Below are 16482 nucleotides of genomic sequence, written 5' to 3' on the forward strand. Positions count from 1 at the left end.
CGAGGAGTTAGACCATGACCGCCACCGCTTACGAATACACCGACGTCCCCGGCGGCGTGCCGATCAAGGCGTGGACGCGGGGCGTTCCCGTCGAGGACGGCGCGCGGGCGCAATTGGCGCGGGCGGCGCAGATGCCGTTCATCTTCAAGCATGTCGCCGCCATGCCCGACGTCCATATCGGCATCGGCGCGACGGTGGGTTCGGTGATCCCAACCAAAGGCGCGGTCATTCCGGCGGCGGTCGGGGTCGATATCGGATGCGGCATGATGGCGGCGCGCACCTCGCTGATGGCGAGCGATCTGCCCGACCATCTGGAGGGTGTCCGCTCGGCGATCGAGCAGGCGGTGCCGCATGGCCGCAGCGTCGGCCGGGGCAAGCGCGACAATGGGAGTTGGGGCTCGCCGCCGCCCGCGATCGTCTCGGCCTGGGCGACGCTCGTCCAGCGCTTCGACCGGATCTGCGAGAAGCACCCGCGGCTCAAGAACACGAACAACCTCGTGCACCTCGGAACGCTGGGAACCGGCAACCACTTCATCGAACTGTGCCTCGACGAAGAGGCGCGGGTGTGGGTGATGCTGCACTCCGGTTCGCGCGGCGTCGGCAACGCGATCGGCACCTTCTTCATCGAACTGGCCAAGCAGGACATGCGCAAATGGCACCTGAACCTGCCCGATGAGGACCTCGCCTATTTCCCGGAGGGGACCGACCATTTCGACGATTATGTCGAGGCGGTCGGCTGGGCGCAGGATTATGCGGCGCTCAACCGGCGGATGATGATGACCAACGTCATCGCCGCGCTGCGCAAGGTCATCGCCAAGCCGTTCGAGGCGGAGTTGGAGGCGGTCAATTGCCACCACAATTACGTCACGCGCGAAAACCACTTCGGCGAGAACGTGCTGGTGACCCGCAAGGGCGCGGTGCGCGCGGCGAAGGGGGTGATGGGGATCATCCCCGGATCGATGGGCGCCAAGTCGTTCATCGTCCGTGGGCTCGGCAACCCGGATTCGTTCGATAGCTGCAGCCACGGTGCGGGCCGGGTGATGAGCCGAACGGCCGCCAAGAAGCTGGTGACGCTGGACGAGCATATCGCCGATACGGCGGGCGTCGAATGCCGCAAGGACGAGGGCGTGATCGACGAGACGCCCAAGGCTTATAAGCCGATCGAAGCCGTGATGGCCGCCCAGGCCGATCTGGTGGAGATCGTCCACACGTTGAAACAGGTGGTGTGCGTCAAAGGGTGAAGCGGGAGATAGCGACAGGCCGGGCGCCTGTTGCCCCGCTTCACCGGCCGCCAAGGCGGCCGTGAACGACGCACACCATTGGTCAGAGTGAATATCATGATCGAGATTGATGGAGCGGAAGGAGAGGGCGGGGGACAGGTTGTACGCAATGCGTGCGCGCTGTCGCTTGTTACCGGCGAGCCGGTCCGCATCACCAACGTCCGCGCCAAGCGATCGAAGCCGGGACTGATGCGTCAGCATGTCACCGCGATCGAGGCGGCCTGCGCGATCGGCAGCGCGACGTGCGAGGGGCTGGTCGTCGGGGCGTCCGACCTGACCTTCCGTCCCGGCCGGGTAAAGGCTGGCGATTATCGCTTTTCGGTCGGAACGGCGGGATCGACGGGGCTGGTGTTGCAGACGGTGCTAATGCCGCTGCTGCTCGCCGACGCCCCGTCGCGGCTGGTGCTGGAGGGCGGGACCCACAACATGCTGGCCCCGCCGTTCGAGTTCATCGAGCGCTGCTTCCTGCCGATCGTCCGGCGGATGGGCGGGCAGGTCGAGGCGCGGCTGGTCCGGCATGGTTTCTATCCGCGTGGCGGTGGGCGGATCGAGGTGGATATCGCCCCCGGCCCGCTCCGGCCGGTCGAGTGCATGGCGCGGGGCGAGGCGTTCGGCGTGTCGGCCTGCGCCTTGTTCGCCGGGTTGCCCATGTCGATTGCCGAGCGCGAGATCGCCGTTGTCCGCAAGGCGTTCGGCTGGTCGGAGCGCGAATGCTTCATGCGGGAATTGCCGGTCGATCAGGGGCCGGGCAACATCCTGCTACTGGAGGCGAAGTTCGAACATGTCACCGAGATTGTCAGTGGTTTCGCGCAATTGGGCGTGACGGCGGAGCGGGTCGCGAAGACGGCGGTCGGGCGGATGCGCGGCTATCTGGCGTGTGACGCCTTTGCCGGGCCGTATCTCGCCGACCAGTTGCTGTTGCCGATGGCTCTGGGGGGCGGCGGCGTGTTCACGACCGTCAAGCCGAGCGAGCATGCCCGCACGGCAGCGGCGGTGATCGAGCGCTTCACCGGGCGGCGTACCCGGTTCGAGCAGCAGGCGGGAGGGGCGCATGCCGTGACGATCGCCTGACGGATTGCGAGCGTAACGACTTTCTGCTATCAACCCTGCCAGCCCGTACCAACCGGCGGGCCATACGGAGACATGCTGTGTTCGACCTTGCCGCCTATTGCGGTGCACGGGTCGGCGGTCTCCGGCCTTTCGCGTAAACGTCCCACGACGTTGGCGGCGGGCCGGCATCCGCCCCCGCCGCACCTCACCCATTCGACAGGAATGATGTCGACGCGCGCCCTTGCGCCGTCGGCCTGAGAGACGCGTGGATACGATATGGACGAATTGATTATCGTCCGGGGCTTGATGCTCCGGACGGCGGGCGCGCTGCCGGCCACGGCACCGCTCGCCAAAGCGCTGCTGGAATGGGCGGAGCCGCATCGGCCCTGGCTGCTGCCCGACGTAGAAGGCGAATGGAACTGGGAGGGCTTACTCGCCGGTCTGGCTGCTGCGCGTGGGGAACCGGTGCGGGCGGAGGCGCTCGAACTCGCGGGTACGCTGGCGCGGTTGCTGGGATTGTCGCCGCTCGATGCGGCGCTGCTGCGCCTGATGGTCGCATGCGACCGACTGCCGCGCGTCGGTGCCTTGGCGCGATTGCTCAGCCGTCACGGGCATGACCTGCCGCAACTCCTCGGCGAGATGGCCGGGGCGGGTGCGGAGGACGCGGACCGCGCGGCGCGGCGGGGTGCGGTCACGCGGCTGGGCTTGGCCTGCTTCACGGCAACCCGTGAGGGTGAGGCGGATGTCGAGATCCGCTGGACCTTGCAACGTCTGCTCGACCGGGCTCCGGCGAGCGAAGAGGCGATGCTCGATACGCTGGTCGGTCGGCGGCAGGCGGCCACGCTGGGGCTCGACGCCTATGCGCATGTCGAACCGATCGACTTCCTCGTCCGCCTGCTTCGCGGTGCGCTGGGCGAGGCGGCGGCGGGGGTCAACATCCTGATCTACGGCCCGCCCGGCACGGGCAAGACCGAACTCGCGCGTACGCTGGCGGCGGCGGCAGGCGCGGTGTTGCACGGTGTGGGTGAGGCGGACGAAGATGGCGAGGAACCCCGCCGTTGGGACCGCGTCGCGGCGCTGGCCTTGGCACAACGTCTGCTCGGTGGGCGGGGGTCTGCGGTGCTGCTGTTCGACGAAATGGAGGATTTGATCGGCGATGCCAGCCCGTCTGCGGGCGGCGACTGGTTCAGTCGGCGCGAGGGCAGCAAGGTCTTCGTCAACCGACTGCTGGAGGCCAACCCGGTGCCGGTGATCTGGACGACCAACGCGATCGGCAATGTCGATGCGGCGATCCTGCGGCGGATGAGCTTCGTGCTGCGGCTCGATCTGCCGTCGCGGGCGGCGGCAGCGGCGATGCTCGACCGGGTGGCGAAGGAGGAGCAGGTGACGCCCGGTCCGGGCTTTTCCACCCTGCTCGACGCCGCGCCGGAAGCGGCGACCGTTCTGCGCATGGCCGCGCGTGCGGGCAAGCTGGCGGGCGAGACGAATGGCGGCATCGTCGCGGCCGAAGCGCTGGTCCGGGCACTGCGGGGTGGCACGCTGCCGCCGCCCGGCCCGGCGGCATTCGACCTCGACCTGTTTGAAACCGATCGGCCGATCGATCGCCTATTCGCGGCGATGGCGGATGGCGGGGCAAGCGACGTGTCGCTGCTACTGACGGGCCCCCCGGGCACCGGCAAGACCGCCTTCGCGCACCATCTGGCACGGGCGCTCGATCGGCCGCTGTTGGTCAAGCGTGCATCCGACCTGCTGTCCAAATGGGTCGGCGAGACCGAGGCGCAAATCGCTGATGCCTTTGCCGAGGCGCGGCGGCGCGAGGCCGTGCTCTTGTTCGATGAGGCGGACTCGCTGCTGTTCGACCGCAGTACGGCGCGAACCAGTTGGGAAGTGGGACAGGTCAATGAACTGCTGACGTGGCTCGACCTGCATCCGCTGCCGGTGGTCGCGGCGACGAACCATGAGGCGGGGCTGGACCCGGCGACATTGCGGCGGTTCGTCTTCAAGTTGCGGCTGAAACCGCTCGGGGCCGAACGGGCTGCCGCGGCCTTCCAGCGCTTTTTCGGAGAGCCCGCCCCGGCCTGCCTGCGCGCCGTGGAAGGACTGACACCCGGCGACTTCGCGGTCGTCGCACGACAGTTGCGGTTTTGGCCCGCCGCCGATGCGGCGGACCTCGTAACGCGATTGAGGGCCGAGGTGGTAGCGCGGCCCGGCATGTCGGTCAGGCTGGGCTTTTGACGGGCTTACGCGTGGCCGTCGCTGGCGGCCGCGCGTCGACCCGCGCGGTGCCTTTTCACGCGACGGGTAGGTGGCCATCCTAATTAACCCGCTTCGGCGTCAGGGTTCAGCCGTTCAGGCGATCGGACGCTTGCCTGAAGAAAAGGCCTGTGCGGCATTCTGCTCTGTGGCAAAACGGTTCGAGCTGCCTTCGGCCAAGGGCTGACCGTTGTCGTTCCGCCTGGGTAGCTCACGCTAGAGTTCAGCCTGTTCGTGTCCCGTCGGTAAGCGGGGTGAGCCGATGTTCGGCCATGCGGCCTGGTATCCCGCCTCGGCCGACTGCGGGCGGGGAGACATCCTCTCACGCCCGCATCAGGCGGTGCTCCATGGCGTCTTGGTGGGGTCGGCGGTTCGCCCGTCCTGTATCGCGCCTGGCGTTCGGGAGAAGCGGGGGGCCGGCGCGGTGTGGGGGATGCCATGCTGATCGACGAACGTGCCGCGTGCCTGGAGATGGGGGTCGTGGAGCGCCTCTTGCGTGGTGAGGACGGGATAGACGCAGGCGTCGGTGCCGCGGAACAGCGCCGTCCAGTGCGCGCGGGGCTGGCTGGCGAAGGCGGCTTCGAGCAGCCGTGTGGTTTCGGGCCATGCCGCCTCGCGCTGCAGGTCCGATGGGCGGTCGCAGGCGATGCCCAGCGTCGTAAGCAACTGCGCCCAGAACTGCGGCTCGATCGCGCCGACGGCGATCTGGCGGCCGTCGGCACACATGTAGGTGCGGTAATAGGGGGCGGCGCCGGCAAGGGGGTTTCGATCGCGGTGCAGCGAGATGCGTCCCGATGGCGTCAGGCCGGTGAACATGGTCATGAGATTGCTGACGCCGTCGACGATCGCGGCGTCGACGACCTGCCCGCGGCCGGAGCGTTCGCGCTCCCATAGGGCGGCCATGATGCCGAAGGCGAGGAACATCGAGCCGCCGCCGAAGTCGCCGACGAGATTGAGCGGCGGGGGCGACCGTTCGCCGGCATGGCCCATCGCGGCGAGTGCGCCCGTCATGGCGATGTAATTGATGTCATGGCCGGCGGTTTGGGCGAGCGGGCCATCCTGTCCCCACCCCGTCATCCGACCGTAGACGAGCCGGTCGTTGCGCCCGCACAGGACGTCGGGCCCGAGGCCGAGGCGCTCCATGACGCCGGGGCGGAAGCCTTCGATCAGCACATCGGCCGTGTCGCAGAGGGCGATCGCCTGATCGCGCCCTTCGTCGCTGCGGATGTCGAGCGTCATGACCGTACGGCCGCGATCCATGATCGGGTTGGGCCAGCCGTTGCCGCCGGGGCGATCGATCCGCACGACGTCCGCGCCCTGATCGGAGAGCAGCATCGCGCAATGCGGGCCGGGGCCGATGCTGACGAACTCCACCACGCGAAGGCCGACGAGCGGCCCGGATGCTTCGGCCATGGCTAATCCTCCGGGGCGATGCGGACGTGCAGGGCGGCGTCGGCGTCCGTCAGGATCAGCTGGCAGGAGAGGCGCGAGTGCGCGCGGCGATGATCGCTGCTGTCGAGCAGATCGTCCTCATCCGGGCTGAGCGGTGGCAGGGTGCCGTCGCCGTCTTCGACATAGACATGGCAGGTGGCGCAGGAACAGCATCCGCCGCACATCGCGAGAAGCTCGTCGATGCCGGCGTCGCGGATCGCCTCCATGACGCTCATGCCCGCCGTGGCTTCGACCTGGCGTATGGTGTCGTCGCGCAGAATGACGGTGATCGCGGTCATGCCGCCATCTCGTGCGGCGCGACGATGCAGTGCGTCAGCCGCGACGTGATGATCCGTTCGGCGTCGCGTACGATGCGCGCGATTAGGTCGCGGCAGGTCGGAATGTCGTGGATGAGGCCCTGGATTTGCCCCGCCCAGATCAGACCCGCGTCGAGGTCGCCGGTTTCGAGCGCGATCCGCCCCTTCGCACCGGATACGAGCGGGCGGATGTCTTCGAACGTCGTTTCGGGACGGTTCGACAGATCGACGACGCGATCGGACACGCTGGTCTTGGCGACGCGGCCGGTGTTGTGGAAGCGGCGGAAGATCAGGTTGGTCGCGCGCTCGTCGTTGGCGACGATGAGCTGCTTCACCGCGTCGTGGATCGGCGCCTCGACCGTCGCGCAGAAGCGTGTACCCATGTTGATGCCGTCGGCACCGAGCGCGAGCGCGGCGGCGAGGCCACGGCCATCCCCGAAACCGCCGCTCGCCAGCATCGGCACGCGCACTTTGTCGGCGGCGGCGGGGATCAGGACGAGGCCGGGAATGTCGTCCTCCCCGGGATGGCCGGCGCATTCGAAGCCGTCGATCGAAATGGCATCGACGCCCATCCGCTCGGCGGACAGCGCGTGGCGGACGGCGGTGCATTTGTGGATGACGGTGATGTCGTGCGCCTTGAAATGCTCGACATGCTCCTGCGGGCGATGGCCGGCAGTTTCGACGATGGTGACACCCATGTCGATGATCGCGCGGCGATAGTCGGCATAGGGCGGCGGCGATACCGAGGGCAGGATGGTGAGGTTCACCCCGAACGGCTTGTTGGTCATCGACCGGCAGCGTTCGATCTCGCGGCGCAGATCGTCGGGCGTCGGCTGGGTGAGGGCGGTGAGGATGCCGAGGCCGCCGGCGTTGGACACCGCCGCGGCCAGTTCGGCGCGGCCGACCCACATCATGCCGCCCTGCACGATCGGATGTTCGATACCGAGCAGGTCGGTGATGCGTGTGCGCAGCGCCATCAGAGCGCCTCGACGATGGTGACGTTGGCGATGCCGCCGCCTTCGCACATGGTCTGGAGGCCATAGCGCTTGCCGCGCGCGCGCAGGGCGTGGATCAGCGTCGTCATCAGCTTCGTCCCGCTCGCGCCGAGCGGGTGGCCGAGCGCGATCGCGCCGCCGTTGACGTTGAGCTTGGCAGGATCAGCACCGACATGCTTCGCCCAGGCGAGCGGCACCGGCGCGAACGCCTCGTTCACTTCGTACAGATCGATATCGTCGATCGAGAGGCCGGCCTTGCGCAGCGCCTTGTCGGTCGCGAACAGGGGTTCTTCGAGCATGATGACGGGATCGCCCGCGGTGACGGTCAGGTCGACGATGCGGGCGATCGGCGTCAGGCCGTGCGCTTTCAGGGCGCGTTCGTTGACGACCAGCACCGCGCTGGCGCCGTCGCAGATCTGGCTGGCATTCGCGGCCGTGATGACGCCGCCGTCGCGCAGCGGCTTCACCGAGGCGATCGCTTCGAGCGTGGCGTCCATGCGAATGCCCTCGTCGCGCCAATGCGGTTCGTCGTCGACCATGATCGGCACGATCTCCGCGTTGAACGCGCCTGCCTGCGTGGCGGCGGCGGCACGGCGATGGCTTTCCAGTGCGTAGCGGTCGAGCGTCTCGCGATCGAAGCCATATTTGCGGGCGATCGCTTCCGCGCCGTCGAACTGGCTGAATTCGGCGACGCCAAAGCGCGCGGCGATGCTCTCGCTGACCGGGCCGATCCCGATGCCTTCCTTCTTGTGGAGCGACATGTTGGAGAACATCGGCACGCGGCTCATGCTTTCGGCGCCGGCCGCGATGACGACGTCCTGCGTGCCCGACATGACCGCTTGCGCGGCGAACTGGATCGCCTGTTGCGACGAGCCGCACTGGCGGTCGATCGTCACCGCCGGCACGCTGTCAGGCAGTTTCGAGGCGAAGACGGCGTTGCGGCCGAAGGCGAAGGATTGTTCGCCCGCCTGGGTGACGCAGCCCATGATGACGTCCTCGATCGCAGCAGGATCGATGCCGGCGGAATCGACGAGCGCGTCGAGGACGCTGGCCGCGAGGTCGGCCGGGTGGACGGTCGACAACCGGCCGTTGCGACGGCCTCCGGGCAGGCGGACCGCATTGACGATATAGGCATCGGCCATGATCAGGCTCCTGGGAAAATGGGCTTGCGGCGGGCGAGGAAGGCGGCGACGCCTTCGCGGGATTCGGGATGCGCGCCGGCGGCGGCGATGGTCGCGGCCTCTGCGTCGAGGTGATCGCGCAACGTGGCGGTCGTGCCCTCGAGCAGCAGGTGGCGCGCGGCCCCGATCGCTGCGGTCGGGGCGGCGACCAGCGCCTGCGCGGTGCGGAGCGCCTCGTCCGCTAGATCGGCGTCGTCGACGGTGCGGGTGACGAGGCCGATGCGCTCCGCCTCGTCTGCGCCGACGCGCGCGTTGGTCAGGATCATCGCCTGGGCGCGCCGCAGGCCGATGAGGCGGGGCAGCAGCCAGCTCATCCCGCCGTCGGGGCTGAGGCCGATGCCGGTATAGGCTGCGGTGAAATGCGCCGAGCGCGACGCGATCACGACATCCCCCAACAAGGCGAGGCTGAGGCCGGCGCCGGCGGCGGGGCCGTTGACCGCGACGACCAGCGGCCTGGCCATCGTCGCCATCGTCACGACCGCGCCGTGCAGCGTATCGGCCAGGTCGCGCAGGAAGCGCGGCGCATCCTCGCCCGCCGCCGCCATGCCGCCGACATCGCCGCCCGCGCAGAACAGCCGGCCGGCGCCGGTGAGCAGGACGCAGCGGACGGCAGGATCTGCGGCGACGTCGGTCGCGGCACTGGCGAGGTCTGCGGCCAGCGTCGGGTCGATCGCATTGCCGGCGTCGGGCCGGTTCAGCGTCAGATGGGCGATGCCGCCATCGCGGCGCAGCAGGACGGTGCTCATCGGCAGCTCTCCATGGCCTCGCGGGCCAGACGGGCGAGGCGGGGGAAGGCCGCGGCGCGCTCGCGGGCGTAGGCGGAAGCGGCGGTGCCGCGGATCACCCGGCCCTTGATGCCGTGGAAGATCGCAGCGAGGCGGAAGATGTTGAAGGCGACGTAAAAATCGTAATCGGGAATGGCGGTGCGGCCCGTGCGCGCGCAGTAGGCGGCGATGTACTCCCGCTCGCTGGGGATACCGAGCGCGGCAATGTCCGCGCCGGCCAGCCCGGCGACGATGTCGGGCGGCATCCGGTACATCATCGCATGATAGGCGAAATCGGCGAGCGGATGGCCGAGTGTGGAAAGCTCCCAGTCGAGGACCGCGAGGATGCGCGGTTCGGTGGGGTGGAAGATCATGTTGTCGCAGCGGAAGTCGCCGTGGACGATCCGCGTCTCGTCATCCGCGGGGATGTTGTCTGGCAGCCACGCGACCAGGGCGTCCATGTCCGAATCGCGGCCGGCATCGGCATCGTCCTGATATTGTTTCGACCAGCGCGCGATCTGCCGCGCGAAGTAATTGCCGGGCCGCCCGTAATCGCCGAGGCCGACGGCGGCGTAATCGACGCCATGCAGGGCCGCGAGCGTTGCGTTCATCGCGTCGAAATAGGCGGCACGCTCTTCCCGCGGCACGTCTGGGAAGGTCGCGTCCCAGACGACCCGTCCCTCGACCAGCCCCATTACGAAGAACGGCGTGCCGATGACGCCGTCGTCGGCGCAGATGCCGTGGACCGGCGCGACCGGCACGTCGGTATTCCCCAGCGCGGTGAGCACGCGCGCCTCGCGCAACACATCGTGCGCGCCCTTCAACAGCGGCCCCGGCGGTTTGCGGCGCAGGACGTAAGCGGCGCCGGGCGTGGTCAGGCGATAGGTGGGGTTGGACTGCCCGCCCTTGAACTGGTCCACGGTCAGCGGCCCGGAAAAGCCATCGACATGATCGGCCATCCAGCGGGCAAGCGCGGTCTCGTCGAACCGGTGCGCGTCCCGGACGGCGGTGGTGCCCGCGTTGGCGGTCTGGCTGAGCGCTTCGGTCATAGCGCCGTCCAGACGGACGCGCGCTCGGCGGCGAGGGCGTCAGGCGCGGCGATCGTGAGCCGGCCCGAGCACGCGATCCGGATATAGCGGGGCGTCATGCCTGCGCCGCCTTCCAGTCGCGCTTGATCTTCTTGGCGAGGCTCCATTTGTGGACTTCGGTCGGGCCGTCATAGATGCGGAAGGCACGGATTTCGCGGAACACCTGTTCGACGATCGTATCGCCGGTGACGCCGGTGCCGCCCATCACCTGCACGCAGCGGTCGGCGACGCGCATCAGCGCTTCGGACACGGCGACCTTGGTCATCGAGCTTTCCGGACCGCCGTTGGCACCGCCGTCCAGCGTGTCGGCGCACCAGTCGATCATCAATTCGGCCTGTTTCAGATCGATGAGGTTTTCGGCGAGCATGAAGCCGACGCCTTCGTGATCGATCAGCACCTTGCCGAAGGCATGGCGGCGATTGGCGTAGTCGGTCGCGATCTCATGCGCGCGGACGCATGCGCCCAGCCAGCGCATGCAGTGCGACAGCCGGGCAGGGGCGAGGCGGATCTGGGCGTATTTGAACCCTTCGCCGCTGTGCCCCAGCATCTGGTCGGCCGGGATGCGCAGATTGTCGATCCGCACCACGGCATGGCCACCGGGCATCGAACTGTCGATCGTATCGAGCACGCGCTCGATGGTGATCGCCGGATCGGGCAGATCGACCAGAAACATGCAGGCGCCCCCGGTCCCGTCGGTGGCGTCGGACTTCGCCATGACGATCCCGACCTTCGCGCCCTCGGCACCGGTGATGAACGCCTTGCGACCGTTGACCACCCAGTGATTGCCGTCGAGCGTTGCCGTGGTCTGCATCATCGACGGATCCGAGCCGGCGCCGCCGTCTGCCGCGGGTTCGGTCATGAAGAACGCCGAGCGCGCGTCGCCGCGCACCAGCGGATCGAGGAAGCGGCGCTTCTGATCGTCGCTGCCGACCTTGCCGAGCAGGTACATGTTGCCCTCGTCCGGCGCGGCGGTGTTGACCGCGATCGGGCCGAGCGGGGACAGGCCGGACTGGCGCAGGACATAGGCGGTTTCGCGCTGCGTCAGATGGGTGCCATCGGGCAGGATGTGCGGGGTGAGCACGCCCGCCGCGCGCGCCTTGCCGCGCAATTCGTCGACCAGTGCGTCGCTGGGCCCGTGCGCGTCACGGCGCGGGTCGCTTTCGTAGGGCGCGACGACATCGCGGACGAAGGCCTCCACCGCCGCGCCGATCGTACGCGCCCGCTCGGTGGGCGCGGTCATCGCGGCGCCATCCGGATCGCGCCGTCGAGGCGGATCGTTTCGCCGTTGAGCATCGGGTTGGTCACGATCGATTCGACCAGCTGCGCATATTCGTCGGGCTGGCCGAGGCGGCTGGGGAAGGGCACCTGCGCGCCCAGGCTGTCCTGCGCCTCCTGCGGCAGCGTCGCGAGCAGCGGCGTCCAGAAGATGCCGGGCGCGATCGTCATCACGCGGATGCCATAGCGCGCCAGTTCCCGCGCGATCGGCAGCGTCATGCCGACCACGCCGCCCTTGGATGCGGCATAGGCAGCCTGCCCGATCTGACCGTCATAGGCGGCGACGGAGGCGGTGTTGATGACGACGCCGCGCTCCTCGCCGATCGGCGCCGCGGTGTGGAGGGCCGCGGCGAATTTCGACATCACGTTGAATGTGCCGATCAGATTGATCGTCACGATTTTTGAGAAGGACGCGAGTGGCAGCGCGTTGCCGTCGCGGTCGATCACCTTCGCAGGCGGGCCGATGCCGGCGCAATTCACCAGGATGCGCGCCTTGCCGTTGAGGCCCTCCGCTTCCCCGATGGCATCGGCGACCGCCTGTTCGTCGGTAACATCGACGCGCACGAAATGCCCGCCGATCTCCTGCGCGAGCGCCGTGCCGAGATCGGCGTTGAGATCGAAGATCGTGACCTTGGCGCCCTGAGCCGCAAGCCGTTTGGCGGTGCCGCCGCCGAGGCCGGAGGCCCCGCCCGTCACGATCGCCGCAATGCCATCGATGTTCATCCTGTCGTCTCTCCGAATTGGTGGGTGTGGGAGGGCGCCGTCACAGCGCGCGGGCGATCACCATGCGCTGAATGTCCGACGTGCCTTCATAGATTTGGCAGACGCGGACGTCGCGATAGATGCGGGCGAGGCCGAACTCCTCGAGATAGCCGTAGCCGCCGAGCGTCTGGATCGCGCCGGATACGATCCGTTCGGCCGCCTCCGACGCGAACAGCTTCGCCATCGATGCGGCGGTCAGCGCCGGCTCGCCCGCGTCCTTCAGTGCGGCGGCGTGCAGCACGAGCTGTCGCGCCGCTTCCAATTGCGTGGCGAGGTCGGCGAGGCGGAAGCCGACCGCCTGATGATCGATGATCGACTTGCCGAAGCTGCGACGGTCACGCGCATAAGCGACGGCGATGTCGAGCGCGGCCTGCGCCATGCCGACCGACTGGGCGGCGATGCCGATCCGTCCCGCCTCCAGATTGGCGAGCGCGATGGCATAGCCGCGGCCCTCTTCGCCCAGCAGCGCATCGGCGGGTACGTCGCAGTCGACGAACCGCAGCGCGAATGTGTCGGAGGCGGCCTGGCCGAGCTTGTGTTCGACCTTGTCGACGACATAGCCGGGCGTGTCGGTGGGGACGAGGAAGGCGGACATCCCCTTGCGCCCCGCCGCGGGATCGGTGACGGCGATCACCATCGCAACCCCGGCGATCCTGCCCGACGTGATGAATTGCTTGGCGCCGTTCAACCGCCATCCGCCATCGATGCGCGTCGCGGTGGTGCGGATCGCCGCGGCATCCGATCCCGCATCGCTCTCGGTCAACGCGAAGGCGCCGATCGCGTCGCCGGATACCAGTCGCGGCAGCCAGCGTGCCTGTTGTGCCGCGCTGCCGTCCTTGAGCAGGCCCGAAACCATGATCGAATTCTGGATCGACACGATCGTCGACAGCGCGCCGTCAGCTGCAGCGAGCTCGATCAGGGCGAGCGCGTACGAGACGTAATCGGTGCCGGCCCCGCCGACGTCGGCAGGCGCGGTCATGCCCATCAGGCCAAGGTCGCCAAGCTGCCGGAACAGGTCGGGCGGATAGCCGCCCGCCGCTTCGAAACCGGCGCTTGCCGGGCGAAGACGCTCTTGCGCGAAGGCACGTACCATGTCGCGGATGGCGATCTGGTCGTCGGTCAGGATCACGTCTGCCTCTCCCGTAGCGCCCGGTTGTCGGGTCGCCGTGCCTGCCGGGATAGCGGACGCGAGGCGTTTGGGCTTTGCCCGGCACTCGCGCCGCTTTTCACATTTCTTGCGCTGCGATTGCCGGGCGAGGCTGCGCTGTGGTTCGACCCGGTCATAACGATAAGGGAGAGGTGCGATGCATCCGGCAGATCATGCCGTCCGTCATCCGCAGAAGGCCGCGATCGTGTTGGCGACGTCGGGCGAGCAGATCAGCTTCGCCGCGCTGGATGCGCAGTCCAATGCCAGCGCGTGGCAGTTGCGGGCGTTGGGCCTGACCCGCGGCGATGTCGTCGCGACCGTGTTCGCCAATGCCCCCGAGGTGTTCGTGTTCGGCTGGGCGGCGCAGCGGTCCGGGCTGTACCAGACCGCGATCTCGAACAAGCTGAGCGCGCGCGACATCGCCTATATCCTGCGCGATTGCGGGGCGAAGCTGCTGGTCGTCTCGCCCGCTTATGCCGAGCTGGCACGGGCGGCTCTGGCAGAGGCGCCGGATGTGCCGGCCTATTGCTGGACGGGCGCGTGCGACGGGCTCGCGGACTGGTCCGCGGCGGTGGCGGCGCGGCCGACCACCCCGATCCCGGACGAAAGCGCAGGGACCGACCTGCTCTATTCCTCCGGAACCACTGGTCGACCGAAGGGGGTGAAGGGCGCGCTGCCGATCGGGCCGATCGGCGCGGACACGCCGCTGACGCGGATGGGCAGCGGCCTGTACGGCATGGGTGCGGACAGCATCTATCTGTCGACGTCACCACTCTATCACGCCGCGCCGCTGCGCTGGGCGATGGCGGTGCAGCAGCTGGGCGGGACCGTGATCGTCATGGAGCGGTTCGATGCCGAGGAGGCGCTGCGCCTGATCGAGCGGTATCGGGTGACGCAGGCGACGTTCGTGCCGACGCATTTCGTGCGCATGCTAAAGCTGCCCGAGGCGGTGCGCCGCCGCTATGACTTATCGTCGTTGCGCGCCGTGGTGCATGCGGCGGCGCCATGCCCCGTGCCGGTCAAGCGCGCGATGATCGAATGGCTGGGGCCGATCGTCCACGAATATTATTCGGGCACCGAAAGCTGCGGGATCACCGCCTTGTCGAGCGAGGAATGGCTGCGCAAACCGGGGTCGGTCGGGCGTGCGGTGCTGGGCAATATCCATATCGTCGACGATGCGGGCGTCGAGCTGCCGCCGGGGGAAACGGGCAACGTCTTCTTCGGCGACGGGCCGCAATTCGAATATCTCAACGATCCGGTGAAGACGGCGGAGGCGCACAATGCTGCCGGCTGGGCGACGCTGGGCGACATCGGGCATGTCGATGCGGACGGCTATCTGTTCCTGTCCGACCGCAAGAGCTTCATGATCATTTCGGGCGGGGTGAATGTCTATCCGCAGGAAATCGAGAATCTGCTGGTGACGCATCCGGCCGTCGCCGACGTCGCGGTGATCGGCGTGCCGTGCGACGAGATGGGGGAGAGCGTGCTCGCGATCGTGCAGCCGGCCGCGACCGTGCGGGCGGACGATGCGCTGGCGGAGGAGCTGCGTAGCTTCGCCCGGCGCGAGCTGGGCGGGGTCAAGACGCCCAAGCGCGTGGTGTTCCAGGCCGAGCTGCCGCGCGAGCCGACGGGCAAGTTGCTGAAGCGCGTGCTGCGCGAACACTATTGCCGCTAACCACGCGGCGTCGGGCGGTCGTCAGCGTCGTCGGCGCCGTCGGGCCATCGGTGTGGCGCAGCCGATCACTGCGCCGTCGACGCTCTGCACCGCCCGGCGCCCGGCATCGACGGCGCGACCGCCGCCGCCGCCGATCGCGCCACCGGATAGCAGGGTCAGGGGATGAGCACGACCTTGATGCACTCGCCACGCGCCTGCGCCGCGATGGCGTCGTTGATCTGGGCGAGCGGGAAGGTCTGAACCAGCCGGTCGAACGGGAAGCGACCGTCGCGATGCGCCGCGATCAGCTGCGGAATGAAGGTCTGCGGATCGCTGTCGCCCTCCATGATCCCGACGACGCGCTGGCCGAAGGTAATCATCGCGGCGATGTTGATCGCGACGGCATCCTCCGCCTTCGGGGGAACGCCGACCAGCCCGATCATGCCGCGGGAGGCGAGCGCGCCGAGCGCCGCCTCGATCGCCTCGACCCGGCCGCTGGTGTCGAAGGCGAAGTCGAAGCCATCGGCGATGATGCCGCGCAACGCTTCGGTGACGGGACCGGCCTTGGGATCGATGACGTGGGTCGCGCCGAGGTCCAGCGCGATCTGACGGCGTGCCGCGACGGGTTCGACCAGCGCGATCGTCGTGCAGCCCTGGATTTTCGCGCCCATCACCGCAGCGAGGCCGACGGGCCCGCCGCCGACGATCGCGATCGAGCTGCCCGCCGGACAGGCCATCGAGCGCATCACCCCGCCGGCGCCGGTCTGGAATCCGCAGCCGAGGGGCCCAAGGATTTCGAGCGGTGCGTCCGCGTCCTCGACCTTCACGACATTGCCCGCGCGGACGATCGCCTGGGCGGCGAAGCTCGACTGGCCGAAGAAGTGCGAGGCGATCGACTCGCCGTTGGCGGAATAGGCGGTCGACCCGTCCTCCAGCCGCATGCCGGCATAGTTCAGCGGCGGAAAATCGCGGCAATAGCTGGGCAGATGCTCCTGGCAGCGCGCGCAATGGCCGCAGCTGGAAAAGCCGAGGACGACACGGTCGCCGACCGCCAGCCCCTCGACACCCTCGCCGACCTCTTCGATCACGCCTGCACCCTCATGGCCAAGCACGGCCGGCAGCGGGTAGGGGGCGAACTGGTCGCGGAAGACGAGATCGGTGTGGCACAGGCCGACCCCGGCGATCTTGACGCGGACCTCGCCGGCGCGCGGTGCTTCGACCGTGACCTCCTCGATCGAGAATGCGCCCTTGGGTGTGCGGGCAACCGCGGCGATGGTCTGCATGA

General features: G+C 68.5%; 14 protein-coding genes. 4 read left to right on the top strand and 10 right to left on the bottom strand.

The annotated features are described in order from the left end of the window. The first annotated feature begins 14 nt into the window (after positions 1-14). The 3 genes from ACP690_RS10045 (at position 15) to ACP690_RS10055 (ending at position 4565) form a co-directional block, all read left to right on the top strand. Positions 15-1241 carry an RtcB family protein gene (locus tag ACP690_RS10045; protein WP_426256660.1) on the top strand — a complete coding sequence of 409 codons (1227 nt, stop codon included), beginning with the start codon at positions 15-17 and terminating at the stop codon, positions 1239-1241. A 96-nt stretch (positions 1242-1337) separates the two neighbouring features. Beyond that, a complete protein-coding gene (gene rtcA / locus ACP690_RS10050; RefSeq protein WP_308814329.1) occupies positions 1338-2351 on the top strand; it encodes an RNA 3'-terminal phosphate cyclase in 1014 nt (337 codons plus the stop codon). 255 nt (positions 2352-2606) lie between these two features. Beyond that, the gene (locus tag ACP690_RS10055) at positions 2607-4565 is read left to right on the top strand and encodes an AAA family ATPase (protein ID WP_426261021.1); all 1959 of its coding nucleotides are present in this window, start codon (positions 2607-2609) and stop codon (positions 4563-4565) included. Positions 4566-4916: 351 nt separating this feature from the next. On the opposite strand, the gene ACP690_RS10060 is transcribed toward ACP690_RS10055, so the two are convergent. From ACP690_RS10060 to ACP690_RS10100, 9 genes are all read right to left on the bottom strand, one after another. Next, positions 4917-5996 carry a CaiB/BaiF CoA transferase family protein gene (locus tag ACP690_RS10060; protein ID WP_426261020.1) on the bottom strand — a complete coding sequence of 360 codons (1080 nt, stop codon included), beginning with the start codon at positions 5994-5996 and terminating at the stop codon, positions 4917-4919. A gap of 2 nt (positions 5997-5998) precedes the next feature. Further along, the gene (locus ACP690_RS10065) at positions 5999-6313 is read right to left on the bottom strand and encodes a 2Fe-2S iron-sulfur cluster-binding protein (RefSeq protein WP_426261019.1); all 315 of its coding nucleotides are present in this window, start codon (positions 6311-6313) and stop codon (positions 5999-6001) included. Next, positions 6310-7308 carry an NAD(P)H-dependent flavin oxidoreductase gene (locus ACP690_RS10070; protein ID WP_426261018.1) on the bottom strand — a complete coding sequence of 333 codons (999 nt, stop codon included), beginning with the start codon at positions 7306-7308 and terminating at the stop codon, positions 6310-6312. The genes ACP690_RS10065 and ACP690_RS10070 overlap by 4 nt, the downstream gene beginning before the upstream one ends. Continuing rightward, positions 7308-8468 carry an acetyl-CoA C-acetyltransferase gene (locus tag ACP690_RS10075; protein WP_241892311.1) on the bottom strand — a complete coding sequence of 387 codons (1161 nt, stop codon included), beginning with the start codon at positions 8466-8468 and terminating at the stop codon, positions 7308-7310. The genes ACP690_RS10070 and ACP690_RS10075 overlap by 1 nt, the downstream gene beginning before the upstream one ends. 2 nt (positions 8469-8470) lie before the next feature. Beyond that, the gene (locus tag ACP690_RS10080; protein ID WP_426261017.1) at positions 8471-9253 is read right to left on the bottom strand and encodes an enoyl-CoA hydratase/isomerase family protein; all 783 of its coding nucleotides are present in this window, start codon (positions 9251-9253) and stop codon (positions 8471-8473) included. After that, positions 9250-10320, bottom strand: coding sequence for a phosphotransferase (locus ACP690_RS10085; RefSeq protein ID WP_426261016.1), 1071 nt, complete (start codon positions 10318-10320; stop codon positions 9250-9252). Before ACP690_RS10085 ends, ACP690_RS10080 begins: the two co-directional genes overlap by 4 nt. A 94-nt stretch (positions 10321-10414) precedes the next feature. Further along, the gene (locus ACP690_RS10090; RefSeq protein ID WP_426261015.1) at positions 10415-11599 is read right to left on the bottom strand and encodes an acyl-CoA dehydrogenase family protein; all 1185 of its coding nucleotides are present in this window, start codon (positions 11597-11599) and stop codon (positions 10415-10417) included. Continuing rightward, entirely contained in the window at positions 11596-12357 is a 762-nt protein-coding gene (locus ACP690_RS10095) for an SDR family NAD(P)-dependent oxidoreductase (protein ID WP_426261014.1), read from the bottom strand. The genes ACP690_RS10090 and ACP690_RS10095 overlap by 4 nt, the downstream gene beginning before the upstream one ends. Before the next feature lie 40 nt (positions 12358-12397). Beyond that, positions 12398-13522, bottom strand: a complete 1125-nt coding sequence (locus tag ACP690_RS10100; RefSeq protein ID WP_426261074.1) for an acyl-CoA dehydrogenase family protein — start codon at positions 13520-13522, stop codon at positions 12398-12400. 178 nt (positions 13523-13700) lie between these two features. Here ACP690_RS10100 and ACP690_RS10105 point away from each other — a divergent pair, with 178 nt between their 5' ends. Next, a complete protein-coding gene (locus ACP690_RS10105; RefSeq protein ID WP_426261013.1) occupies positions 13701-15218 on the top strand; it encodes an acyl-CoA synthetase in 1518 nt (505 codons plus the stop codon). Between the two features lie 155 nt (positions 15219-15373). Here ACP690_RS10105 and ACP690_RS10110 read toward each other — a convergent pair whose 3' ends face one another. Then, complete coding sequence (locus ACP690_RS10110; RefSeq protein ID WP_426261012.1) at positions 15374-16480, bottom strand: NAD(P)-dependent alcohol dehydrogenase; 1107 nt, start codon at positions 16478-16480, stop codon at positions 15374-15376. Positions 16481-16482: the final 2 nt, after the last annotated feature.

This window comes from Sphingomonas sp. DC4900 (assembly GCF_049896485.1).
Taxonomy (GTDB): domain Bacteria; phylum Pseudomonadota; class Alphaproteobacteria; order Sphingomonadales; family Sphingomonadaceae; genus Sphingomonas; species Sphingomonas aquatilis.